24 protein-coding genes are annotated in these 25,399 nt (G+C 52.4%); 17 read left to right on the forward strand and 7 right to left on the reverse strand.

Annotation, left to right across the window (positions count from 1 at the left end; genetic code table 11):
* Positions 1-13: 13 nt before the first annotated feature.
* Positions 14-181 (reverse strand): hypothetical protein, encoded by a 168-nt coding sequence (locus K3T82_RS26995; RefSeq protein WP_220196667.1) that lies wholly within the window; start codon positions 179-181, stop codon positions 14-16.
* Between the two features lie 226 nt (positions 182-407).
* Between K3T82_RS26995 and K3T82_RS27000 the strand changes: the two genes are divergently transcribed.
* The 4 genes from K3T82_RS27000 to K3T82_RS49215 all read left to right on the forward strand — a co-directional run bounded on the left by K3T82_RS27000 (position 408) and on the right by K3T82_RS49215 (position 4,419).
* Positions 408-1,073: a hypothetical protein gene (locus K3T82_RS27000; RefSeq protein ID WP_220196668.1), complete on the forward strand. Its 666-nt coding sequence runs from the start codon at positions 408-410 to the stop codon at positions 1,071-1,073.
* Between the two features lie 205 nt (positions 1,074-1,278).
* A complete protein-coding gene (locus K3T82_RS27005; RefSeq protein ID WP_220196669.1) occupies positions 1,279-2,640 on the forward strand; it encodes a transposase in 1,362 nt (453 codons plus the stop codon).
* A gap of 45 nt (positions 2,641-2,685) precedes the next feature.
* Positions 2,686-4,089 carry an MFS transporter gene (locus K3T82_RS27010; RefSeq protein WP_220196670.1) on the forward strand — a complete coding sequence of 468 codons (1,404 nt, stop codon included), beginning with the start codon at positions 2,686-2,688 and terminating at the stop codon, positions 4,087-4,089.
* A gap of 201 nt (positions 4,090-4,290) precedes the next feature.
* Entirely contained in the window at positions 4,291-4,419 is a 129-nt protein-coding gene (locus K3T82_RS49215) for a hypothetical protein (protein WP_268886678.1), read from the forward strand.
* A 403-nt stretch (positions 4,420-4,822) separates the two neighbouring features.
* Here the strand turns inward: K3T82_RS49215 and K3T82_RS27015 are convergent, their stop codons facing one another.
* Positions 4,823-5,470 (reverse strand): trimeric intracellular cation channel family protein, encoded by a 648-nt coding sequence (locus tag K3T82_RS27015; RefSeq protein ID WP_220196671.1) that lies wholly within the window; start codon positions 5,468-5,470, stop codon positions 4,823-4,825.
* Between the two features lie 210 nt (positions 5,471-5,680).
* Between K3T82_RS27015 and K3T82_RS27020 the strand changes: the two genes are divergently transcribed.
* From K3T82_RS27020 to K3T82_RS27075, 12 genes are all read left to right on the forward strand, one after another.
* Positions 5,681-6,013 carry a zinc-binding metallopeptidase family protein gene (locus tag K3T82_RS27020; RefSeq protein WP_220196672.1) on the forward strand — a complete coding sequence of 111 codons (333 nt, stop codon included), beginning with the start codon at positions 5,681-5,683 and terminating at the stop codon, positions 6,011-6,013.
* Positions 6,013-6,945, forward strand: a complete 933-nt coding sequence (locus tag K3T82_RS27025) for an amidohydrolase (RefSeq protein WP_220196673.1) — start codon at positions 6,013-6,015, stop codon at positions 6,943-6,945. The genes K3T82_RS27020 and K3T82_RS27025 overlap by 1 nt, the downstream gene beginning before the upstream one ends.
* A gap of 164 nt (positions 6,946-7,109) precedes the next feature.
* Positions 7,110-7,391 (forward strand): hypothetical protein, encoded by a 282-nt coding sequence (locus K3T82_RS27030; protein ID WP_220196674.1) that lies wholly within the window; start codon positions 7,110-7,112, stop codon positions 7,389-7,391.
* Positions 7,392-8,099: 708 nt separating this feature from the next.
* Positions 8,100-8,753 (forward strand): alpha-ketoglutarate-dependent dioxygenase AlkB, encoded by a 654-nt coding sequence (locus K3T82_RS27035; protein ID WP_220196675.1) that lies wholly within the window; start codon positions 8,100-8,102, stop codon positions 8,751-8,753.
* 43 nt (positions 8,754-8,796) lie between these two features.
* Entirely contained in the window at positions 8,797-9,120 is a 324-nt protein-coding gene (locus K3T82_RS27040) for a hypothetical protein (RefSeq protein WP_220196676.1), read from the forward strand.
* A gap of 238 nt (positions 9,121-9,358) precedes the next feature.
* Positions 9,359-10,282: an intradiol ring-cleavage dioxygenase gene (locus K3T82_RS27045; RefSeq protein ID WP_220196677.1), complete on the forward strand. Its 924-nt coding sequence runs from the start codon at positions 9,359-9,361 to the stop codon at positions 10,280-10,282.
* 1,959 nt (positions 10,283-12,241) lie between these two features.
* On the forward strand, positions 12,242-12,577 hold the full coding sequence (locus tag K3T82_RS27050) for a hypothetical protein (RefSeq protein ID WP_220196678.1): 336 nt from the start codon (positions 12,242-12,244) through the stop codon (positions 12,575-12,577).
* Entirely contained in the window at positions 12,487-12,711 is a 225-nt protein-coding gene (locus K3T82_RS27055) for a transposase (RefSeq protein WP_420799354.1), read from the forward strand. Before K3T82_RS27050 ends, K3T82_RS27055 begins: the two co-directional genes overlap by 91 nt.
* Positions 12,712-12,828: 117 nt before the next feature.
* Entirely contained in the window at positions 12,829-13,116 is a 288-nt protein-coding gene (locus K3T82_RS27060) for a hypothetical protein (RefSeq protein WP_220196679.1), read from the forward strand.
* Positions 13,117-13,286: 170 nt separating this feature from the next.
* Positions 13,287-14,576 (forward strand): outer membrane protein assembly factor BamB family protein, encoded by a 1,290-nt coding sequence (locus K3T82_RS27065; RefSeq protein ID WP_220196680.1) that lies wholly within the window; start codon positions 13,287-13,289, stop codon positions 14,574-14,576.
* A 389-nt stretch (positions 14,577-14,965) separates the two neighbouring features.
* A protein-coding gene (locus K3T82_RS27070) for an ISKra4 family transposase (RefSeq protein WP_220195399.1) occupies positions 14,966-16,499 on the forward strand; the annotation gives its coding sequence in 2 pieces (ribosomal slippage) (positions 14,966-15,310 and positions 15,312-16,499; 1,533 coding nt in all).
* Positions 16,500-17,068: 569 nt separating this feature from the next.
* Positions 17,069-17,785, forward strand: a complete 717-nt coding sequence (locus K3T82_RS27075) for a hypothetical protein (RefSeq protein WP_220196681.1) — start codon at positions 17,069-17,071, stop codon at positions 17,783-17,785.
* A gap of 219 nt (positions 17,786-18,004) precedes the next feature.
* On the opposite strand, the gene K3T82_RS27080 is transcribed toward K3T82_RS27075, so the two are convergent.
* The 5 genes from K3T82_RS27080 to K3T82_RS27100 form a co-directional block, all read right to left on the reverse strand.
* Positions 18,005-19,006 carry a zinc-dependent alcohol dehydrogenase family protein gene (locus tag K3T82_RS27080; protein ID WP_220196682.1) on the reverse strand — a complete coding sequence of 334 codons (1,002 nt, stop codon included), beginning with the start codon at positions 19,004-19,006 and terminating at the stop codon, positions 18,005-18,007.
* 186 nt (positions 19,007-19,192) lie between these two features.
* Positions 19,193-19,396, reverse strand: a complete 204-nt coding sequence (locus K3T82_RS27085) for a hypothetical protein (protein ID WP_220196683.1) — start codon at positions 19,394-19,396, stop codon at positions 19,193-19,195.
* A gap of 611 nt (positions 19,397-20,007) precedes the next feature.
* Positions 20,008-20,490, reverse strand: a complete 483-nt coding sequence (locus K3T82_RS27090; RefSeq protein ID WP_220196684.1) for an alpha/beta hydrolase — start codon at positions 20,488-20,490, stop codon at positions 20,008-20,010.
* 83 nt (positions 20,491-20,573) lie between these two features.
* Positions 20,574-20,840 (reverse strand): hypothetical protein, encoded by a 267-nt coding sequence (locus tag K3T82_RS27095; protein ID WP_220196685.1) that lies wholly within the window; start codon positions 20,838-20,840, stop codon positions 20,574-20,576.
* Between the two features lie 143 nt (positions 20,841-20,983).
* Complete coding sequence (locus K3T82_RS27100; protein ID WP_220196686.1) at positions 20,984-21,421, reverse strand: tautomerase family protein; 438 nt, start codon at positions 21,419-21,421, stop codon at positions 20,984-20,986.
* 312 nt (positions 21,422-21,733) lie between these two features.
* Between K3T82_RS27100 and K3T82_RS27105 the strand changes: the two genes are divergently transcribed.
* Positions 21,734-25,390 carry a WD40 domain-containing protein gene (locus tag K3T82_RS27105; RefSeq protein WP_220196687.1) on the forward strand — a complete coding sequence of 1,219 codons (3,657 nt, stop codon included), beginning with the start codon at positions 21,734-21,736 and terminating at the stop codon, positions 25,388-25,390.
* The last annotated feature ends 9 nt before the right edge of the window (positions 25,391-25,399 follow it).

A 25,399-nucleotide genomic window follows, 5' to 3' on the forward strand; every position in this document is an offset into this window, starting at 1 on the left:
CAATGCACCTCGCTCAGGCGGTGCCACGCTTTTTGTGGTGTCCGCCTGGGTCGAGCCAGCTCCATCCCTGAAGATCCTTATATCTTGTATCGCTGGCGCGAGCCGGGATCAAGGAAGCTCCCCACAAACTACCAAGGATGGAGAGACCGGCTGCTGGTAAATCTAGCGGCGCGGCGAACATTCCTCTCCTGTTATTTCCCTTCCCAATTCCGACTATGATACACTTTTTGTCAGATCTCCTTGTGAGTACTTCGCCCTTCTTCTCTGACTGGCTTACGCAATGGATAACGTTCCCGATCCTGGCGTTTCCCTTGCTCGTAGCCACGATTGGTTTCAAGAGAAGAAACCAGGGAAGCAGAACTGAGAGTAGCACACAAAAATAAGCAATTGAAAAGGATAATTTACAGATGGAACAACAGCAAGACGAGCAGAAATCAAGGGAATTGAGTTCGCAACTCGTCTCTATTATGACAACTGAGCACTATAATCTGCAAACGGGCAGAGCGATGACGATTTCAGAAGCTAACGGCAGAGCTAGCCTCTTTGTCGGGTCCGTGTCTTCTGGTTTAGTTGCGCTCGCCCTGGTGGCGCAACTCTCCCAGTTGTCCATTGCCTTTTTTGCCTTTAGCTTGATCGTGCTCCCTACGCTCTTTTTTATGGGGCTTTTGACCTTTCAGCGCATTTTGCAATCAGGCATGGCTGATCTTGTATATTCTCGAGGAATCAATCGCATCCGGCATCTCTACCTGGAGCATGCCCCGGAAATGCAGCCTTACTTCATCCTTGGATCGCATGATGATGGGGAAATCATATCACAAGAGTCGATGCTCCCCAACTGGTTGCAGAGCTTCTTCACGATGGCAAGCATGGTCTCTATTATCACAAGCGTGCTCGCTGGCAGCTTTTTTGGCATTCTTTTTATCCTGTTCGCACTCCCTTTATGGACATGTATCGTTGCGGGAGGAATTGGGTTTCTGATAAGCATTGTGCTGCTACAGACCTATCAACAAGGGCAATGGGTACGCTTGGAGAAAAGTATTCCCGTCAACTTTCCCAGACAACCGAAACAATAGTAGCGATCAACTCTTCATTTTAGAGCAGATGTCCCCTTCTGTAAGCATCAGGCAGGCAGCGTTTAACATCTCAAAGAACCGTTCCCGCGTTTCCACATAGAGCGTAAACATGACTCATCCCGAATTTTGAGGGAGATGAGGCAAAAAGGAACCTCCTGAGATAGACTGTGTTTAACCACAAACGCAAACTATCTCGGAGGTTCCTTTGTTAAAGCAGTATGACACAAAAGCGGTAGCCTCTCAAGAGATTGCCATCGCATCAGAGGCGGTAGCTCTCCGATTGAAGGCCTTGCTTGCTCCCTTACTGGCCGTTTTAGATCAGCAGATCGATCTTCGGCTGGTTCGAACCTTTCTTTCAACCATTGCGATCATTCTCACCTTCCGCAATCAACGACAAGGACTCTTACTCAGTGAATTAGGCGCATTTCTGACCTCACCGGCTCATGCTCCCGCAGGAACGAAACGGCTCAGCAACCTGTTACGATCCAAGAAGTGGGATGCTCACCTTATCGAGTCTTTTCTCTGGCGACGAGCAGATACTCAACTAGATGCGTTAGAACAACAACACGAGCGAGCGCTCTGCATCTGGGATGGGAGTGTGCTCGAAAAGGCTGAAAGCCAGTCCATTGAGGGACTGAGCCCGGTTCGTTCGAGTAAAGCACGTCGTTTACGTCGTGTAAGGCCAGGAGTCTATAACCAAATGAGCGGTCCTCCCATCGTCGTTCGAGGGCTGGAGTGGACAGGGGTCTTGCTTGCGGGAATCAGGACCTTGCCAACGGTGGTGAGTATGCAATGGTGGAGTCGGCGAGGTGCGCAAGCCACCACACAACACGAGGTAGAAACGAGCTTACTCGAATGGCTTGCAGGAGCCTGGGGAGAGCGGGTATTGCATGTCTTTGATCGAGGCTATGCCAGTCGGACGTGGTTAGTAGCCTTACAGGAAGCAGAAGTGCGTTTTCTGATCCGCTGGAAGAAAGGGCATGTGGTTCGTGATGGCGCTGGGCAAGAATGCAAGATCTGGCAACTCATTCGAGGCAAGCGAGCCCAGCACCATCGCCTGATCTGGGATACGCGAGCACAAGCATTGCGCCCTTACGGCCTCAATATTGTGCCAATGCGACATCCTGGATATGCCTGTCCATTGTGGCTCGTTGTTGCACGCCCAGGCAATGGACGCGAGCCCTGGTATTTGGTCACCAATGAGCCTGTTGTCACCTTTGAGCAGGGCTGGCAGTTGGTGTTTGCATATGCACGCCGTTGGCAAATTGAATTGACTTTTCGTTACAACAAATGTGAGTTGGGAATGGAGAGCCCCCGTGTCTGGAAGGGGGAAAATCGGCACAAATTGCTTTTAATGGTGACCTTAGCGTATGCCTTCTTGCTCTCCTTAATGCATCCTTTCCTCTTCGACTTACGCCAATGGCTCCTGCGCCACTGGTGTCATCGCACAGGGAAGCGGTACCGCCAGGTGGCGGTACCGCTTTATCGACTTCGCTGGGCCATCAGCGCTCTCTGGCAAGCCTCTGACCCTCGTCCTTTTTTCTTTATCCCTCAAAATTCGGGATGAGTCATGACTATACGCAATGCTTGTAAAACGAAAGGATGATACGCTATGCAACACGATCCTCCTTCTTCTCTTCCGACAACGACGACTAGAAAGCTCACCGCTACGACGAAGCGCGACTTGTTCCTGGATCGAAAGTGGCAATGCTTCTGGCTTGGATTAGCGGCCAATGGGTTCACAGACATGTATAATCTCGTTCTGACACTCTGGATTGTCAGTCTGTACGGGGGAAAGTCCTGGGCTCCTCTTGTGATTGGCACAACTAGTACGATTGGGGTTCTGGCTGTATTCCTTACATCTCCGTTGACTGGTATGCTGATAGACCGCTGGCCGAAAAGTCGCACCCTTCTCTATGCAAAGATAATACACGCACTCCTGCTCGGTTGCTTCTGGGTACCTGTGGTGGCCTGGTCTCTGCTCTTTAGTCAATCTGCGCCCCTCCAGGTCGTGCTCCCAATCGCGTATGTGGTCATCGTGCTCGATACTCTTTGTGGGCAATTCAGCATGATAGCACCAACGGCGCTCATTGCCACTTTCACAGATAAATCACTGCGTGGGCAAACGCTGGTTTATCCGGGAATGATAGGAAGCATCACAGGCATAGTCTCTCCCCTCCTGGCAACGTTTCTCTTCTCGCTGCTGGGGTTCTCGTGGGCGCTTCTCTTCAGCGCACTCTTTGCCCTCATTTCCGCGCTCTGTTTCCTCCCGTTTCGCCACATGGAAAGAATGACGCCTCAGAAAACGGAGCTACATCCTCCCTTCCTGGAAGAAGTGAGCGCAGGCGCGCGCTTCATCGTGAAAAGTCGCACGCTCATCATGTTGCTCCTCGTCTTTTTCTTATATAGTTGCGGTGATAGCGTTCTTGCGATGAACTCCCTCTTTATAACACAGAATCTGCATGCTTCTCCTGGCTTGTATGGGGTGCTAGAGTCTACGACGAGCATAGGAACCCTGGTCGTGACCATCGTCGTCGCTTCCTTGCTCTCACGTTTCAAGATAGCAAAGCTCGCTGGGATCGGATGCATCTTCTCTGGGATTCTTCTATTCGTCTATGCTCGACAAACTCAAGTCACACCAGCACTGGTCCTCTACGGTCTGATGGGAATGGTACAAAGGGGGACAGGCTTGCTTCTGTTTCCACTTCTGCTACAATTTGTTCCTGCTCATCTAACAGCCCGTTTCCAAGCAGCCACATCAATAGTGCTGGGCCTGGCAGATATAGCAGTGGTAGCATTAGTGAGCTATCTTGCGAGCATATTGTACCATACGCACTTTATCTTGTTTGGCCACTCCTGGGATCCGATTGATACGCTCTATGCTAGCGGGAGCCTTCTGATTATCCTGGCCGGGCTTCTCTTTATGAGATTGCGAATACCACCTATGCCTAAGAAGCAGCGTATAACGACACCCTTGCCAGAGCATGTAGCAGTTTCTCTGCCTGAGGACAACTAACTTCACGCGTAAGTTTTTACGGCCTCTGTGTGCCTGTGGCGTACAGGAGTTTGAGAGTGGCAGCGGCTGCCACTCTCAAACGAATAATATCTCATTCCTTGCGACGTGCATCCAGGCAAAGCAGATATGCCACCTCCCACTCCACTAAACTGTTCAGAGTATCTGATTAGTTGGGGTAGCGCTACAAAAAGAAGGGCATCGATGACGCGCTGGTACAGCCTTACTCTGGGCATGCTACACGCCCAGTCCCTGGAGATAAACTCGTGCCTCTCGCTCTCAGATGCTCGACCTTCCTACAATCAGGCGATTGAACGGTTTCCCATTCGGTAGAGAAGAGTGGAGATACTGTCTCTCCTGTCAAGAGCTTGACCACTTCATAAGTGTTACATAGAGGCCGAATTATCCCCAAATAAAGAGTGAATAAAGGCGCGAGCAGGTAAATCACGCTGTATCATCTGATCAAGGGTAACGCAGCGACCTTGACCAGATGATACAGCGTGATTTGGAAAGGCGTCCTCTTGTTCAGGCAAACACAGCACATGCTTTTGCGAGGAAACTCGACTGGACAAAAGGATCTCAGTTCCCTGATTGTCAATTCAGCTTCATCATGCCGCAGCAGAGATGACAGGCATCTTAAAGAAGGGTATTCTTCCCTCGTTCAACCAGTAACCCTGCAAGGAAGCAGAAAAACAGTGCAAGAAATGGCCCGAGAATCATCACAGGGAAGGTGGGCTTAGTGGGAGGTAGTACGCCAGGGCCGGGGACCCTTCCAGTGATATCGCAACGCGAAGAGGCGTAGCAAAAACACGAAAACCGCCGTGAGACCAACCATGAGCGAATCGTTTCCGGGAAAGCGAGCGAGGATCACAATGATCGTTGCGCCGAGAGCTGCTGGGAGAGCGTAAAGCTCACTTCCGACCCGCAATATTGCAGGTTGATCGTGGGCGAGTATGTCACGCATGATCCCTCCACCTACAGCAGTGAGTGTGCCGAGGGTAATGGCTGGTAACGGTCCGAGACCATAGATCAAGGCCTTTGTCGCGCCTGAAATGCAGAAGACTGCCAGTCCCGCGGCATCGAAAACAAGGACTGCGGCATTGAGCCGATTCAGGAGCGGGTGTGCGAAGAAAGTCAGGCCTACCGCGAAGAGCGGTATCCATAAGTAACTCGCATCTGTGAATGCCGCGGGGGGAATAGCTCCAATAATCACATCACGTATGACGCCCCCACCGATTGCTGTGATCAAAGCGAGCACTGCCATGCCAACAAGATCATAGTTTTTGCGAACGGCAAGCAGGGCGCCAGACTCCGCGAAGGCAAAGGTACCAACAAGGTTGAGGGCCTCTTCCAGGGTCGTATTGAAGATGATCGGGTGCATCATATTCCTCACTCCGTATGTACATCAAGGGCACATTGAGCCAAACAGACCAAACAATCGCCTCCTTGTTGGAGCATACCCTCTTCTGAAGCCAATGTACACTCTCAGCAAAAAACGTGAGTCGATTTCTTCCAAAGATGCATACCAGTGAAGGAGAGAAAGAGTGCCAAAGCTCTAGGATAAGCAATTCCTATTAGAGTAGGAGATGCTTCTATGACAACAAAGCAGCAATCACGTGAATCCACCGTATTACACAATCTGAATACCATCTATCCTAGCATTGAGGAGATGTATATCGACCTGCATAAACATCCCGAGCTTTCGATGCAGGAGGTTCAAACCTCCGCAAAAGTGGCTTCACGTCTCAAAGATGCCGGTTTTGAGGTCACAAGCGGCGTGGGGGGTACAGAAGTTGTTGGCCTGCTCCGCAATGGCCCAGGTCCCACGATCATGCTACGCGGCGATATGGATGCCCTCCCGCTTGAAGAGAAGACGAATCTCCCGTATGCCAGCACCGTGAAAATGAAAATCGCGAGGGCGACGTAGTGCCAGTCGGGCATATGTGCGGGCATAATGTGCATACCAGTTGCTTGGTGGGGACGGCCAGCTTGCTTGCACAGGGCAAGCAAACCTGGGCGGGCATGCTGATGATCGTCGCGCAACCGGGTGAGGAAACGATGCAAGGAGCAAAGGCGATGCTTGATGACGGACTGTTTACTCGTTTCCCCAAACCGGATATTGCCCTGGCACAGCATACCATGTTCTTCCCAGCAGGGACCATCGGCTATCATCCTGGCTACACCTTAGCGGCGGAGCATAATGTGCTCATTCGTCTTTGTGGCGTCGGCGCGCACGGCTCGATGCCACAAAAGAGTATCGACCCGGTCGTGATGGCTTCTGCTCTGGTGATGCGTCTGCAAACGATCGTGTCACGTGAGATCACGCCGGGAGAGATGGCCGTTGTCACGGTTGGCGCGATTACCAGTGGCACGCGCTATAACATTATTCCCGATGCGGCGAAACTCGAACTCAGTATTCGTACCTTCAAAGACGAGGTCTTTCAACACATCTACTCCGCGCTCACCCGCATGGCACAGGCAGAAGCGGCGGCATCCAACGCACCTAAGCCCCCCGAGGTCTCCATAATGGAAGCCTCCCAGGCAACCTATAACGATGCTGAACCAACCAGGCATGTCGCAATTGCGCTCACCCGGTACTTTGGAGCCGACCGCGTGAAAGAGATAGCGCCGCTGACCGGCAGTGAGGATTTTTCGCTCTATGGACATACTCCAGGAGGAGCAGGGGTGTCTTCTTGCTATTACTTTCTCGGCGTCACTGATCCTGAGCTCTATAAACAGAAAAGCGGGAATGTCCCAGGCCCCCATTCGCCCTGCTATGCCCCTGACCGGGAACTTTCGCTGAAGACGGGGCTCCAGGCGCTCACCGTCGCGGCCCTTTCACAATTAGGCAAGCCATGACGTCACAGGACACGTCATTGAAAACAGCTTACCTCCTTTGAGCTCTTTTGAGCTCTTTTGTTTGGGCGTTCAAGCTGAAGAGTTCAAAACCAGGTCAGGAAGGGTCTCGACTGGAGAGGGCATCCCCAGCCGCTTTTGCCAAACGAACGACCGACATCTGGTCAATGGCAAAACACCGGGTCCATATCGAAGCATTTTTCGATCCAAAGGATGTGCTTATATTCGAGGTGTCCATTCCAACGACTGAGGAAGATGGCAATGAACTGCGTGATACATGTTACTTCCAAGTGAAGAAACACGGATGGAGACACGAACTGGTGTGCCGCACCATGGTGAATCACGAGGCACAGACAGCGTTTCAGGTCGACATCCACTCTGGGCGAAACCGCTATCGGCCCGAGGATACAGGCCGGGTCTGGCTCCCCTGGCACAGCCAGCGTTCCTAAAAGAAGAGCGAGGGAAGAGCTGATCCAGCTCCTCACTCACGCAATGCAGAGAGACGCACCACGCTGATCAGCTCTCATAGTGTTCCTCACAAGCAGATGGCCCGCCACCTTCTCATATTTTTCCTCACAGATGGCAACGGCTCGGGAGAGATCGCTCACAGTACAATGCGTAGACACATTGATAGCAACATGGTAGAATACACGCAGATCTCTATAGAAGATGAGGAATGTGTAAAAAATCAGAACCAGCGAATCTGTGGTGCTCCCTCTGCCTGAGCACATCCACACCAGACGTGAGGCGGCAACGCTCTTTACAGAACACCATAAGGTCATCGCGACCATCGTGTTCCAAGGCAGGCCCTCTTGGAGGATACCGCCACTCGCCTCTTTCCAGACTGGATCACCGTGAGTCAGCATTCCCCATACCTCACATATCTCTTGCAGTTCGCTCCAGCTGAAGCTTAAGGTAAATGTTCGAGTCACTTTCTCCAAGAGCTCAAAGATCTGCATACTACATAACCTTGCAATCTCTCTGGAGTCCCCATTTCACCACGATAGCTTGGCCCCATCTCTTCTCTTTCCACCCCAGCCAGTTGCAACATCCATAAACTATTTATGAAAAATATCTCATGTTTTTCCAATAGATTTTCAATAGATGCGCGCTATACTGCTTGTTGTCGAGGATATCTCGTGTGAAAGGAAACGCCTATGTATGGAGTTGTCAAAAAACTCAATATCGACCTTCAACAACAGATCCTCCAGGATTGTACATGCCTCCTCAATGCGGCACCTCTCTACAGCAACTATGCGCCTCGGAGAGGGATTGGCAGACGAGACTGTAGCGGCAACTGTCAAACCTGTTTGACAGGAGGAGGTCTGATACAGGCCAAGTATAAGAACACATCCTTTGGCTCCTGGGGTTACTATGGCCGTCCTTGCGGAGCCACATACGTCCAGAAGCATCCCACCACAGGAGACCCCTTTCCATCCATTCCCGCAAGCATTCTCGATATATGCAAAGATGTTGCAGATGCCTATGGCTTTGAGTATGAGGCACAATCAGCCTATCTGTCTTACTACCCCCCTGGATCATCAATCGGACGCCACCAGGACTATGAAGAGAAAGTCAACAAGCCAGTCATCTCAATCAGTCTGGGAGAGGATGCGATCTTTGAGTTCGGTGGATTTGAGCGCTTCGGACCCTGTGAAGATATCATTCTTCATTCTGGAGATGTCTTCATCTTTGGAGGAGAGCATAGATACTGCTATCACAGCGTCAGGAAACTCATTCCAGATACTAGGCCTGTTGACCTCTTCACGGAATCAGGCAGAATCAGTATCACCATCAGGCAATATGAATAACAACGTTTCTGTAAGAGACGCAATGCTAGAAAGAAAATGCGTAATGCTACAAGAACTCTCCAGCAAACTCAGAGCAGCCCCCAACTTTGAGCTCATTGCTACGTTCTGGGACTGGTACGTCCTCCTTCGGAGCAGCGGGGCCAAAGGCAGGCTTACCTGCTACTGGGATCATGATCAAGCGTGCCTCGGATTTAATACACCAGAACGCCTTTGGGAGGTGGCAGATAACATCGAGAAACTCGCAGAACAGATGCAAGAGCGTGGATACCCACTCACAGCCATCCCCCTGGAACGCTGGCAAGAAGACACGAGATCAGACACTGAGGTACAGCGGTTGGCGAAAATGCTGAGCCAGCAGAGTGAGTGAACAGCCAATATGAAATCCGTTTAAGTACCATCCACAAGCGCAGGCCACCAATGGAAGCAGGTATAGGTACGGTAAAATTAATAGCATCCACTACTGATAAGAGGGACGATCCGCACTCTGCACATTTCTGCATATAGAATAATCTATATGCGATTGACGCGAGAATATAGTTAGATTGAGCAAAGTAAAGGTGCTCAAGAATTTTACTTATAAAGCAAAAGGAGTAGAAGGAGTTTCTATGGATCAGCCTGATAGAAACAATCAGACAGACAAGCAAACGACACGAAGCGAAGAGGACGGGAAGGATAGAGGTCTGATCAATCGTCGCACAATCCTCTCCACGTTGGGTGTAGGAGTTACCGGTTTGGCCTTGATTGGTGCTGGAGGGGAGATAGTGCACGCTGCATCTAGCACGGTTACTACCACATCAGCAACCACGGCAACACCTGCCTGCGTACTGGCCTCAGAACTCACAGAGGGGCCCTATTACGTGGCACTGGAGAATATTAGGAGCGCTATTACGGAGGACAGAACAGGTATTCCTCTGGAACTTCGCGTGACCGTCGTCGATGCCACAACATGCGGAGTAATCAAAGACGCAGCAGTTGACATCTGGCACTGCGACGCCTTGGGTAGTTACTCTGGGGAGGAGGCACTGGGGACAAGTGGGCAAACATACCTGCGTGGCACGCAGCTTACCAATGGCAGCGGGGTAGCTAAGTTTAGCACGATTTATCCTGGCTGGTACACTGGACGCGCTGTGCATATCCATGTGAAAGTTCACATCGGCGGCTCTGTTGTGGATGGTGTCTATCAAGGCGGACATGTCTCCCATACCGGCCAGTTCTTTTTTGATGAAGCGGTCACGGAGCAGGTCAAGTTATTGGAGCCATATACGAACAATACACAATCGTTCACCACGCTGAACCAAGACTCGATCTATCCCAAAGACAGCACAGGTGGAGCACTAGTCACGCTCACGCAAAAGAACAAGAATAAGATCGAGAAGGGCTTTTTGGCCGAAATCGTCGTTGGCATCGATCCCAACGCAACACCAGATCCTGTGGGCGTAGGAGGAGGCCCGGGTGGAGGAACACCTCCAGGAGACGGGACACCTCCTGCGGGAACACCTCCTGCGGCGACTCTCACCACTGGTTCGTAATTTCTCAATCTCAGCCAGATCATAAATGCCTCTATTGACATCCTCCCCACGGCTTTCGCCGTGGGGCAAGTGCAAGGCGTGTCAAAAAGAGATGTGAGAGGGCGGGTTGTCCTAGTCGCCAAACTGTTTAGAATAGCAATCTAAGAAAGGTTGAGAGGCCCACTCACACTCTTCTTTGGCCCTCATATTTTTTGCAGCAGAACCTCTTTCTCGACCTCTTTCACCTGTATAGGCGTCTGCGGTGGCTGTGTTGCCATCCCTTGTTCCTCGTTATATTATGCGTAATATACGCATGGTATGAACGAGATGAATAGCGCGCAGCGCGAGAATAATACCAGCGATGTTGACCGAGTAAAGGTACTACCTTTGGGCGAGAGGGCCTCCACAGACGACGCCAGGTAGAATATTGATGAATTTTAGCTAAAACGGCACTGGTCAGATCAATACTCAACAGATTCTGGTGCTCCAGATCGAGGAGATGTGCCTCTTCTACCTCACGGCACAAGCGCTCAATATCTCCTTGTTGCAAAGGATTACTCTTTTTTCTGTCATGCATAGATAATTCCCTTCCTTCCTGTAACAGATATTCTAGTCACTCCCCATCGTGCCTATCTTGTTCATCGTTAAACAGAGAATAATCAATTGCATACTGGTGGGCAAGCGCAGGAGCGAAAAAACGCGCAGAGAAGTCTCTTTATGATGTGGTAGGAAGCATGGAGAACAAAGGGTTGGAAGGAGGATAAGCCTCGTACCGTTGTCTCACCAGAACTACACATACACACAGACAAGTAACTATAACAGCCTCGCCAAACGATATCCGCCAATCATTCTTTCATTACATGGAAAGATAGCGTTATTTGACGAAGAGAGATGTTACCTGTTTTTTCACCAGCAGCGTGGTTGAGCGTGCATTAGTAGTGCGTGGGCATACGTGCATTGGCCTCCATGAGGAAATTAATGTCTATTAAACATAGATCATGTTTAATGTTTTGTCAAGCATTTAGCGCTTGTTAGAAACTGTATGCAAAGCCATCATGATGGTGCTCGTACGAGGCGACGCAGAAGCATACTGATCTGGGAAGCATAGATCCAACATTCGCTGCTTTCCGGCAAGAATTCGTAGTCCTTGGCCAGCCGACAACAAAAGGTGAGCCAAGCAATGGTACGTTCGTCGACCCAGGCGCTCGAAGGACTTAGGCAGGCCACTTTCACCAACACCTTCTCAAGAGTCATGATCCATCCACGAGGTGGCGAGCGTTCCACCACCTCCACCTCCCATCCCAGGTGCTTCTCAATCCACGTTTCCCGCTCCCGTTGTATCCTTGATCCACCTAGAGGTGTTTGAGCCGAGGATACGGAACATGAACCCTGACAGCATCCCCTGGGGAATACGAAACGCTTGGTAGGTCTAGAGCCTCAAAAGCCCACTCACATCCAGATAAATCGAGTAGAAATTGAAGATCTGGCAACAAGCATGTAAGGCAAACCTTGTAATCTCGCACATGATAGTTCTCTCAATGTGACATGTAGCCTCTTCCTTTATCAATCTTCTCCGCACGAAACATAGCAGGAGGCAGCGACGAAGCCTCCTCAGGTTGAACCACTCCTCTCAGAAGGTAAAGAATAGAACTGGTTACGATTGACCCACTAGATTCACAGCTGAAGGCTATGTATACCTGTAAGTCTGCTTACCCTCCCTTCCCGTAACAGGGCTGCCGTCTCCGCTGGCACAGTGAGGTGCTCCAAGGAGAGCTCACACTGTGAGTACAAGAGGTTAATGGGACTCACGGCATGCTTGTCTGTGGAAGAGCCGAGAAAAAATGACAAGTGCTAAATATCCTGGCGATAATGTTTGCTCGTGGTCAATCCACTCAGGCTTTAGAGGCTATGGTACACTGAGGAAAAACGAGAAAGCGCTTCTGCTCTTCATACCTATTAATTATCTCTTTAGGAGAAAGAATGACTCAATTCCCTTCAGATCTGGACATGACGTTGACACCCTCCGTTGATAGGACTCGTCCGCTTACCCCATTTCAGGAAGCGTTCGCCCTCTCTGTCTGTCCAAAGGGGACCCGTATTCGCTCGGCACGCCCGCATCGTACCGTTCAGTTACCTTGTCCCATCTGGGTTGAACTGGTGTTCCCCGATGGAGAGGAACGCCAGGTCGTTGTACGCATGAATTACTGTGCAGTCTGGCTGCTGGGATCTATCGAGACTATGACGCGGTTCGTGCTGCTCTCTCAACCGAGTACAGCAATGGACAGACGGAGGCTCAGGTGCACCGTCTCAAACTGATCAAACGTCAGGCATATGGACGAGCGAGTTTTGACCAATTGCGTCTCCGAGTTCTTCATGGCTCAGGGGTGACGCATCAGGAGAAATTGCATAAGGATCAAAAGAAACAGCTAAATCAGCAAAAGTGCGTATGAGCCACTTGACAACTGTACTTTACACTGATGACCGATGGTGTCTGGGCATTCCGCAGTAGAATACACGCATCTTTCTAGAAAAACAGGGAAATATGTGGAATGAGAACCAGCTAACCTGTGGTGCTCCCGCTGCCTGAGAACATCCACGCCAGACGTGAGGCGGCAACGCTCTTTACAGAACGCTATGAGGTCATCGCGACCATCGAGATCCGTGGGCAGGTCCCCTTGCAGGATTCAGCTATTCGCCTCTTCCCAGACGGGGTCACCTGGAATCGGCTTGGCGCTATCCTAGACCAGATTGGACTGGGCAATGGCACGGAAATGCCAGAGGATGCACACACTCAAGAGTCCACAGGGGAGGGTCGTCAACGTAGGCAGTATATGGATAGAGTGAGGAAACAATGAGGATTCAGTGAGTCATTCCTCTGGTCACTAGCCTTGATCGGCTCTATAGTTGAGGCAGACGATCCCTGTCAAGGTTACGCAAGGACATGTGTCTAGGATCAGGCGATCGTAATTTTCCCATCTTACAGTAATTACTCTGGGAGCCCCCCCTGAGGAAAGGAAACCATACCATGAAGGATTCGGGTAGAATTGGTTGGACTCAACGATCAAAGGTTCTGAGTATCGTCACTCTTGCGTTGATCGTGGCACTACTTCTGGGAACAGTGACCTTCCTATCGTTCAATAAAAAACAGGCTCAAGGAAACGCTGTTACTACACGACCAGTTCCAAAGACTCCAACCGCCGTGACCTCGTCTGGAATCTATATGGTGGCGAATAGAGGATCTTTTTCGAACTCACTGATTCGCAAGGCCGATATACACACGCGTAAGGTTCTCTGGGACTTTAGCGTACCCCATCTCCGTGCTTCCTCGCTGACCGTTATCAACAACACGGTCTATTACAGTACGAACAACGATGAGATGTCCGAAAACGCTGTCTACGCTCTGGATGCCAACAAGGGAACGCTGCGCTGGAAAACGGTTCTTGCCGGTCACACTGATCAGGCTGGCTATTTGTCACAACCTCTCTACGCCAACGGTTTGGTCTATGTGATTACCCAAGGCACTGGCACCGTTACAGCTCTGGATGCCAACAAAGGCAAAGTGCGCTGGATCTATGATAGCAAGAGGCTGGATACGAGCAGAACCGAAAATGGGCAAGTGGCTGTGAGCAATGGTACGATCTATGGTATCGTCGCCAACAGGCTTTTTATGATTAGCGCAGATACTGGCAAAACGATCAGAAATATCGTACAAATTGATCAGGATATGACCTTTCTTGATATACAGATCATCGGCAATACGCTTTATGCTCATTCATGTTCCATCGATGGACTCATAGAAGGGAAACCAGATAGTTACATTTATGCATTTGACGCTGCACAGGGTACACAGCGATGGCTCTATCACTCAGCAACACTGATCCTCCAATCCATTTTCTTAGAGGAGAACATCTACTTCATCGCAGAGACTGAGGCAGGCCAAAGAAAAACGACCATCTCCTCATTGAATGCGGAGGGGCGGCCCATCTGGCATAAAGATGTTCTCAACAATGGAAGGAGCAAATTGGTTGCTGGCAATGGGCTACTCTCCCTTGGTTACGATGTTTATGATGTTCAAAAGAACAAGAATACCTCGTACCTGCTCACCTTACACAGTGAGAATGGAGCACAAGCATGGATCAAGAAGGTCGATGCCGCTCCAGAACTCATCCAAAATGGCATCCTGTATACAGGTCTGAGACCGTGCCAGATTGGAGCCTTCAATCCAGAGAAGAGTAACGAACTATGGCATCAGCAATATTGCGTTCCCACCAATAATCGAGATAGATCCACTCCTGATTTTGTAGTTGTGCCTTAATATCCTTGGGCGGGGCTTTGCTGGCGATGACACCTGTAGGAGCCGCCTTCTAGAGAGCGGCTCCTTCCCCATCTTCTTCTGCCACAATGAGCTCCCCATCTTCCAACCTCGGCCTCCTCAAGACTCTCCCCCCTCCCCCTTCACGCCCAGGGCTTCTAACGCGACTATGAGCGTGCGAAGGCGAGGGAGCCAAGATGCGCTCGTTTTCAAGGTGAGCGCGGCGAACTTTCTCTCATAACACTCGTCTTGGCAACAATGCAAAAATCTGAATCGCACCCCACACAACAAGGGTGTAGTTCATTTTTTTGCAAGCGCCATCATGGATGCAGGGAGGGCAAGAGATGATACAATAGAAAGCAAGAGCAGAAGCCAAACAAGGAGGTTGCCACATGGGACATTCCCCGCTCGCAGACGTCTGGCGTGCGCTGAGTGCAAGCGTCTTTGAAGAGATGGAAGGCTGGCGCCAAGAGCACCCCCAAGCCACCTTCAAGGAGATTGAAGAGGAACTCGATGCCCGACTCTCAGGATTGCGCGCCCACATGCTGGTTGACCTGGCCCAGCACAGTGAGAAGCGCGATTGGAGTGGACAAGAACAAGGGCAACGGCCCCGTTGCCCACACTGTGGCATGCCGTTGCAAGCGCGAGGCAAGCACGAACGGATCCTGAGCACGCAAGGAGGAAAAGACGTCAAGCTCTCACGCAGCTATGGAACGTGCCCGCAGTGTGGAAGCGGCTTTTTTCCCCCTCGATGAGGAGTTGGACCTGCCCTGCAGTGGGTTGACCCCGCATGCCCATCAGGGACTGCTGCTCTTGGGAGCCGTTGTCCCATTTGCCCAGGCGGCCAAGCACCTGCAAACGCTGCTGGGCGTGCGCGTGAGCACGAGCACGGTGCGACGGCTCACCGAGGAGGCAGGAACGTGCCTGCAGCAGTGGCAGGATCAGCAGGCGCATCCTCTGACCGGCTCCTCAAGCCAGGAACCAGTCCATTCCCGCTTGGCACTGGCGACTGATGGCGTCTTGGTGCCGATCCGGCCAAAGGAGTGGGCCGAAGTCAAAATGGTGACCATCGCCGAGGTGCGCGAGGGAAAAAAGAAGCAGGTCGCCCACGGTGAGCATCTCTCGTATTTTGCCCGCTTGAGCGATGCCAACACGTTTGCCGATCTGGCTTCCTACGAGATGCGCCGACGAGGAGTGGAGCGTGCCGGCGAGGTGGCAGCGCTGCAGGATGGGGCGGAGTGGATTCAGAGCTTCGTGCAAGGGCATCGAGCTGATGCCATACGCATTCTCGATTTTGCGCATGCCGCCCAGTATGTGAGTGAGTTGGGGGAACTGGCTCGCAGTCAGGGAGCCGTCCTCTCAGCGTCGTGGTTGCAAGAGCAGTTGCAGACCCTCAAGCAGCAGGGACCACGCACGGTTCTGGCCACCTTAGAGCAGCTCTGCCTCACGTTTGCAGCCCCAGACATGCACGAGAAGCTGAGGTACCTGCGCAAGCGAGAGGGCCAGATGGACTCTCCGACCTATCAACGGGCGGGCTGGCCCATTGGCTCGGGGATGGCAGAGAGTGGCAACAAGCTCGTGGTCCAGGCTCGTCTCAAAGGAGCAGGCATGCATTGGAAGCGGGAAAACGTCAATCCCATGCTGGCCTTGCGCACGACGTTGGGCAGCGACCGCTGGCTGCAAGGGTGGCATCTGATTCGGGGAGGCTGGCACCAGAGCCGCCAAACGCGTGCAAGCCAGCGGCGAGCAGCAGGAGTGGTCCGAGCTAAGACGCGCTTGTGGCTCACATGGCTGCGCCTGCCTCTGCCTCTGCTCCTCGCTTGCTTTCCCTCTCCCCCAGCACCTCCGCGTCCTGTTTCCCCCAAAGGGCGCACCCAAGCCCAAAGACGTTGGGGACGCAATGTCGTGCGACCATGGGGATCGTAGGGGGTTGCAAAAAAATGAACTACACCCACACAACAACGCTCGCTTGACTTTCGTCTCAAAACCAGGTATACTTGATATGTCGTTTGCAACAGGCCACAGGTGGTGGCCATTCTTTTTGCCTTTCACCAAACACTTACCAAAAGGGACACATTTCTCTCATCCTCCTCACGTGCTTGCACCTTCCCCTTCACATACAACCCACACGAGCCTCTCGCCTTCGCGACATACATATGCATATGCGCCGCCACGTACTCACCTCTCAAGGAAGAGACGCGCACCCTGAAACTGGAGTGAACCCTTCAAGCCAGACCAGAGGCAAAGTCAAGACAACGTCTCCTGGTAAAAGGATAACCGAAATAGTCAGCACAGGTAGGCATTTCACCTTTGAGGTGATATACTACGCGTGCGGGTTTTGATCAGTAGCTCCGTTTCTCATGGAGAAAGTGGCAGTCTGACGGATCGCCACATTGGTAGAGCTGCATTTTCTTATGGTTCTACTGTAAAGACTTCGCCATTTTACAGATAACAGATGCGAAAGCTCTGAATTTTGAGTAGTCAGGGTCTTATCAATGATGAGGGTATTGCCGGAAGTAACCGTTTATACTGGGCCTATGGGGGCTGGGAAAACGACGCGACTCTATGGCAAGATGGGCGAACTTACTCACCTCGGGATTCCTTATGAGGCATATAGACCGGGAGTAGATGTTCGAGACGTGGTTATAGCTCCTCGTGGCTATATAGTGAGTGCAAACGCGGCTCTCACTCCAAATTGTACAACGGTAGAATCGCTTGGTGATATTCCGGTTGAGGAGCTTGTGCTGCGCGGCATCAAGACTATTTTTCTGGAAGAGTGGTTCATGTTTGGCTTTGATCATCAGCGCCAGCCAATAGCAGGTCTCTATCGTGACATCATGGGATGGTGGGCTTTGGCTGGTATTGAGCGAGTGTATGCGGCAGGACTTGATCAAGGGGCAAGCGGCAATCAGTTTGGCTTGGTGGTCGATGCCCGTAGATATGGCGCAAAAGTGGTCGTTTGTACATCCAAGTGTGAATATCCAGTGAATGGTGAATGCGATCCAAAATGCGGACGGGTCGCCCGCAATAGTCAAATCTATGATGTACGTGACAACAGAGCATTTGACATGGAGACCTTACCTGATCTTCTGCCCGAAGGGTTGCGTCCCAATGATCGATATCGGGCTGTCTGTACGGAACACCTGCTGTTGCCCCCAGAACGGACAAAGCCATTTGACCCCATACAGACCTGGTATACTCCCATGCAGTAGGTTCCTATCCCCTGCATGTTCAACGGACGCTAAGCATTTTTCTACCGTTGGCCTCTCGGTGTGAGCGGGGGCAGCCCATCTCTGAGACCCTGGCCCAGGCTCTCCCTGCCGAGGTCGTCTCCCTGCTCCTGCAGAGCATCTCACCTACCGACCTCCTACACCAGTATCACGAGGTGATTTTCCATATCGGAAACGTTACCTCCTCATTGGCTCCGTGTCCTAGTGCTTTCCAGGCACGAGGAGCGCTTTTTCCTGCCTGCCTACTGATTCCGCATACGCGACGGCTGCACCGATCTCGCCAAGGGAGAATCTTCGTACCGCCGAGGTCATGAGAATCCCCTCGCGCATGAGCGTGACAACGCCCTGGATCAGTTGCTGTCGTGCCGTTTCATCGAGCCTGGGAAACCAGTAACCGAGCCAGAACACTTCCAGGATGCGGCGCCCAGCCAGAATGAAACGCGGATCGGCTCCGACGCGGATCGGCTCACCGGTGAGGGATCCATAGACCAGCATTCTGCCATCGTCGCCGAGAGCCTGGAATATCTGAGTGCCGGTTTCTCCGACCACCGGATCAATGGCATACTTGACTCCCTGTGGACCAACGATCCTGCGGACTTGCTCGTCTATTGGCCCCTCGGTGGACACAATCACGGCATCGGCCCCCAGTTGTTCCAACTCTGCCACTGCTTCGCGGCGGCGCACAACATTCAACGTGCGAACTCCATCGCGTTTGGCCATCCGGATAATCATGCGCCCCAGTTCGGACCCAGCCGCCGATTGGAGCAGCCATTCACCTTGAGGAACAGCCAGAATATGGCGAAGCATGAGAATGGCGGAGGCCGGGTTAATAAAGAAGGTGGCTACTTGTTCATCAGGAATATCGTCGGGGACTGGAGGCAGGAAAAGGGCCGGCAAAACGGCATATTCAGCCCAGTTGCCCCCTTGTCCATTGATGACCGCTACCCGCTGTCCAGGAACGAGATGACGCACCTGCGGACCCAGAGCATCCACCACACCAACGCCTTCAAAGCCGACGGGCGAGGGAAAGTGTGGTTGAACTCCTGCGTAGTGTCCGCGCACAAACAGCAGATCAGACGGGTTGACGGGGCTGGCCAGGATGCGAACGCGCGCTTCTCCCTCTCCTGGTTCTGGGATGGGAAGCTCTTGAACCTCAAGGGCCTTTGCAGGCTCACCATACTGCTTGAATCGAATAGCTTTCATCCTTCTATGCTCCTTTGTTCTCTATGGCTCTCGATATCAGTGATGCCAGCGGGGCCGTCCAATTGGTTGTAAGCGTTCTGCTGGTGCTGGAGGGCTGGTGAGAAGTTCAATCACAGTAGCGACCGTCCCTCGCTGCTCCAAACGAGGGTTGGTATGTGGTGGTGGCAATATTGCTCTCAGTTGAATTCATAGCAGTATCGACTCATCAGGCTGTGTGACAATGTCTTGTTTGTCTCTGAGCCACTTATTTCCCCTCTCGCCTGACGCACTATTTGTGGGGGACCGCCCACCTTGTCCGCTGCTCAAGAGAACATCCCACTTCCATTGTCTGCTGCTGGTACGCATTTTCAGTGGTAACGCTTCGGGATGGGGAAGTGGCATTTGTGTCATTGCACCCACCTCTTTCTATAATAATGTACTGCGCGAAAACTATTTCGCGGTGTTACTTCTGTGATGAGCGCTACCAGATTTTCTGAAACGTTGTTATTTTACGCAAGAATATGCGGCCCGACACCTGTTTCGAGCCTGTGACACATACAAGGTGTTCGCCTCATTGCCGCGAAAGGCGTTTGCTCTCGATAGCACAACTATTTATTTGTTATACTGATGAACGAATGCGTGGGCAAATAAATTATGGGATAGCACGCACTTAACGTGATATTGACCGATATTATCAACATCGCCTACAGCATTCGCATATCAAGAGGGAAAGAAAAACGACAGGAACCGAACGCGAAATATGGCTTGTCCATCTTTGGGCAAGTTTCGGATAACGGATGCGTTTATCACCTGTTCATGCAGCAGCTTAAAGGTAGCAATTACATGTTTGATGGTGATGAGTGTTGTCTATATCCAAGAAGCAGAAGTGCGTTTTCTGATCCGCTGGAAAAAGGGACATGTGGTTCGTGATGGCACTGGGCAAGAACGCGAAATCTGGCAACTCATTGGAGGCAAGCGGGACCGCCAGATGGCAGTCCCGCTTTCTCGACTCCGCTGGGCCATCAGCGCTCTCTGGCAAGCCTCTGACCCTCGTCCTTTTTATTCATCCCGAATTTTGAGGGATGAGTCATGGCAGGGGCGGCCGTGTTGGCAGCATGCAAAATGATGTCAGCCACCTCCTCAGGAGGTGAGAGAAATGGGACATGACTCGATAATATCTCTCGCATCGTTGCCTTACTCCGCTGTGCCATCCAGCGGTGCTGCTCAGGATGAATCATCCGATCCTCCGAACCAAACAGCGACCACGCTGGGAGAGATTTCCACGCTGGCTGCCCAGCGGGGGTATTAAAGATACTGACGTTGGGTGGCACCTGAGCTACCGCCAGAGCTCGCGCCTCCACCGGATCAATGTCGTTTGCAAAGTGCTGGGGGAAGGCCTCGGGATCGATCCAGGCCAAACCTTGCCCGGTGATGAGCAGGTGCAGGAAGGCGCCCAGAGGAGGGAAATTGGCACCAGAACTGAGCAGGGTCTCCTCCTTATCCAAAGTGCCTGATCTACGCTCCCTTGCAGACGCGTTGCCAATTCGGGGGAAAACTCCACGACCACTTGCAAGGGACTATGGTAAAGTTAGATATTTTCAATCAATCCCTCATTGTTGCGCGTGAGAATCGTGGTTCCGCTAACATATTTTCTGAAGGCTTTTCCTTGCCATTCGAGATACATTTTCATGCCATTGGTTGTTTCGTGTGTGAACTCTATGGTTTCATACATGCCGCCGGCTGTGGCAGCGAAGAAAGCCGCGTTGGTTTCTACGCCGACACATGGACCGTTGAGTACCGAAGCGTCAAAGAGTTGGATTTGGAGCAAAAGCCTTGCTGAATTCGGCGGTGCCATTTTTTCTGACGATTGAAATCCAGCTTTGCCCTGGTGCGTGCTGAGTCATAAATGAATTATCCTTCTGATGAGCGTGTGAGCAAGCCGGTGCATCCTAGACCTAGAAAGTTGCTCCATTGTTCTTTCGCTCTCTCTTGACGGTTTTAACTTGACGCAGATTGTAGCTTTGCGATTTCGTTCCTTGCAGCAACTACTAATTCGTTATTCGTGTGTGCATGACCCCAAAGCCCCCAACCACCTTCTTTCGCCTCTGATAAGAGCACCCACGTGCGCTCTTTCAGTGTTTCGTCACCAGCAGCAGTGCTCACAAGTTTTGTAAGCTGTTCTACAACAGCTAGTTGTTTTTCACGGTCGAGGGCACCTTCGTTTGTCAATACTTGTACGCGTACATAGTTTTCGTCACCCTCCACATTGGCGAGTGTGCCTTTCGGCAACTCATGCACAAATGCAGCTGTGTTTTTCCGGAACATTGGGATATCAGGCACCCCCTCGATCGTTTTTACCGTATTTGCTGCATCTATTGCCAGTTGCTTCGTATTAGCAAATGTACCAGCAACTGCGTAGATATCAATCATTGGCATAGCGTTATTTTCTCCGTCAAATTGAGTACAGATAAACAGTGCACTTCTGAACAAGTCAAAGGAGTTCAATTGGAAGGTACAAACACGCCATCCAGATAGACACGCCTGATCGGCTTGGAAGGTGGCTCTGCCCCTTGCATCACGACCCCCTAGTAAAGCAATCCAAGCGCGTCCTGTCCCCTGACAAGATTGCTCCTGTTTTGTAGTATACTAAGCAGCATATGCGTGTGTCACCGAACATCACGACACTTTCATACCACACATTCCTTCACATTGCAGTACTTATGAGAAGGGGAGGTAAAGGGAACGTTCATGAAGGGATCCTCGTATCGCGAGCGGGACTACTCATTTGGCCAGGTTATGCTGACCCTGCGCACCAAGCTTGCACTGACGCAAGCCGAATTAGCTGACCAGCTTGGCGTCAGGCGCCGCGCTGTGATCGCTTGGGAGGGAGGCCTCACCTATCCGAGTGTCGATCACTTAAAACGTTTCGTGGTCCTTGCTATCCAGCGCCAGATCTGGCCTGCCGAACGCGAAGCAGAGGAAACTCGAGCTCTCTGGCAATCAGCCCACCAGAAGGCACTCCTCGATGAAGCTTGGCTTCGGGAGCACCTGTCTCACATACAGGCGCGACCTGCATCCCAGCTCAATGAGGAGATTAGTGTCGCTGCCAACGCTCCCGTATCTCTCTCCAAGGGCACATCCCGCGTCGATTGGGGTGAGGCGCTCGCAGTGACGAACTTTTATGGGCGCGCATGGGAACTGGATTTGCTCTCTACGTGGGTGGTTGATGAGCGCTGTCAAGTAGTTAGTGTGCTCGGTCAAGGTGGCATTGGTAAATCGGCGCTGGCGACAAAAGTGATGCATCGTGTAGCTGAGCGCTTCGAAGTCGTGATCTGGCGCTCCCTCCGCGATGTCCCAAGTTGCGAAGCACTACTCGATAGTTGCCTCCAGGTCCTTGCTCCCCAGGCGCTGAGTGACACCTCTATGAGCCCCGAAAAACGCCAGGACCTTCTGTTGGGATGCTTGCGCACCAGGCGCGTTCTGCTGGTCTACGACAATCTGGAGTCGTTCCTGGAGGATGGTGAGGATAGTGGGAGCATGCGCGCAGGCTACGAAGGCTTCTCCAGGGTGCTGCGCCGAGTAGCAACAACAGAGCACCAGAGTTGTCTACTGTTGACCAGTCGAGAGAAACCAGACGACCTCGTGCCGATGGAAGGCAATCAATCTCCTGTTCGCGCCTTGCGCCTCGCCCGGCTGGATAGAGAAGCATCCCAACAGTTATTGGAGGAAAAAGGAGTCACAGGCACCACGGCTGAACAGGAACAACTCATTGAAGCGTATGCAGGCAACCCCCTGGCACTCAAAATTGTTGCGCAGGCCATAGTGGAGCTTTTCGACGGACATATCGCCCCTTTCCTGGAGCAAGGCGAGGTAGTCTTTGGTGGGATACGCCAGCTACTGAGGGAACAATACGCCCGCCTCTCTGCAATTGAGCAGAGCGTGCTGCTATGGTTGGCGATGCTGCGCGAGCCGGTCAGCCTGGAAGAACTACTGGTGCTGTTTGCCACACCACTACCACGCGCCACGATACTGAAAGCGGTAGTGGCGCTGCTCAACCGCTCACTGATCGAGCGAGGGCTACGCCCAGGCAGCGTAGCCCTGCAATCGGTGGTGCTTGAATATGCAACCGCACAGCTCATTGAAGAAACAAGCGGAGAGATACAGCAGGGTCAGTTCGTCCGCCTGATCGAGCAGAGTCTCACCCTGGCCCGATTCCCTGCCCACGTTCGGCAGACTCAGGTGCGCCTCATTGTCGTGCCACTACTTCTCGAACTGCGCAGTGTGTATCCGAAGCGTACGGAGCTCGAGGACCAGTTGCTCTCGCTCCTGAAACAATTACGCACGCGAGCTAACTACGCACAGGGGTATGGACCGGCTAACGTGCTGGCACTTCTGAAGGAGCAGCGTGGACATCTTCGTGGCCTGGACCTGTCTCACCTCTTGATTCGAGGGGCCTATTTACAAGGGATTGAGATGCAGGACACCACCATCTCTGGGGCGACCTTGCAAGAGTGTGCCTGGACATCGACCTTTGGGTCCGTCTGGTCTGTGGCGATCAATCATGACGGGCAATACCAGGCTGCTGGCAGCAGGCGAGGGGAAATCTGTGTGTGGGATAAACAAACACTGCACCGGGTCTGGCGAGCGCACTCCGATATCATCCGATCTCTTTCTTTCAGCCCAGATGGCAGTTTTTTGGCCAGCGGAAGTTATGATGGGATGGTCAACGTGTGGGAAGTGGAGCATGGCGCTTTGCTCTGGTCGGGCTCGCATACCGCCAATATCACCGGTCTCGCCTTTTCTCCAGATGGGAGCCTGCTTGCCAGCGGCGGAATAGATGCAACTGTCCAGCTCTGGGACGGGAAGACGGGCGCACTTCTTGAAACGCTCCCGCATCTTCATGCGGTCTTCGCCCTTGCCTGGAGTCCCGATGGGAACTTGCTCGCCAGTTTCGGCTTCGATGGTCAGATCCGGCTCTGGAAGAGGAGACAGGGCAAGTCAACCACTTGTGTTGCGTGCCTTGAGGGACATACCAACTGGGGCATGGGGCTGGCCTTTTCCCCCGACGGGAGCAGGCTTGCTAGTGCAAACTGGGACCATACCATCAAGCTCTGGGATGTTGCCAATGGAGACGTCATCCAGACACTTGTGGGACATACCGATCGGGTGCAAACGGTGGCCTGGAGTCCTGATGGACAGACGCTAGCGAGCGTGGCCTTCGACCACACGATCTGGCTCTGGGATATGGCACAATGCGCCTGTCGGATGGTCCTTCAGGGGCATACAGACCTAGTGTTCTCTCTCGCCTTCATGCCCGACAGCCGTAAACTGCTCAGCGGGAGTACGGATGGCACCATACGAATGTGGGACACAGAAAGTGGGCAGAGTGAGCAGACTTTGCAAGGCTACGCGATCTCGCTCTATGACATCGACTGGAGTCCTGATGACACCAGAATTGCCAGTGGAAGTTCTGACGGATTGGTGATGATCTGGGATGTAAATGGGCTCACCCCTCCCAAACAGCTCCAGGGGCATCGCTACCTTGTGTTCGGGGTGGAATGGAGTCCAGATGGGCGATGGCTCGCCAGTAGTGGGTGGGATAATGCCATCTACATCTGGAACACGATTACGGGGGAAAGCCATCAGATCATGAGAGATCCTGACGATGCCTACACCTCCTTCTATGGAATTGCGTGGAGTCCCGATGGACAGCATCTCGCGTGTGGCACCTATCGACCCGAGATCCAGATGTGGGAGGTCTCCACTGGCACCCGCCAATGGGTGACTCGTCAACAGCCAGCTGCTGCCCGCCGGGTAGCTTGGAGCCCCGATGGGGCCATGCTTGCCAGCGCTGGCGATGATGGCAACCTCTCGGTGTGGAATTCCTCGGATGGGAGATGGCTCAGGCAACTCAGGGGACATCTTGGCAAAGTGAATGACATCGCCTGGAGCCGTGATGGAAAGTGGCTTGCCTCGGGCGGAGGGAGCAGGGAGAACGGAGAGTTGTTCGTGTGGGAAATGCACAGTGGAGAACGCGTGCGAGTCCTGGCGGGACATGTAGGGATCGTCTATGCGCTGGCTTGGAGTCAGACTGGAGAGATATTGGTTAGTGGTAGTAGCGATGGAATATTGCGTTGGTGGGACAGGCGCAGTGGGAAATGCGTACGGGCATGCCAGGCGCATCAGGGAACAATCCAGCGACTCCAGGTGAGTCATGATGGAAAGTGGCTTGCCAGTTGTGGAGACGATGGGGCAATTCACCTCTGGGATCTTGAGGGTGGCCATCTGCGACGCGCGCTGCAACGAGATCGCCCCTATGAGCGGATGGAAATCAGCGGAGTGAAGGGAGTAACGCAAGCTCAGAAAGTGTCGTTGCGCCTGTTAGGGGCGCAGGAAACTCCATAGACGTGTTGG

The sequence above is a fragment of the Ktedonospora formicarum genome (assembly GCF_016587355.1).
Taxonomy (GTDB): domain Bacteria; phylum Chloroflexota; class Ktedonobacteria; order Ktedonobacterales; family Ktedonobacteraceae; genus Ktedonobacter; species Ktedonobacter formicarum.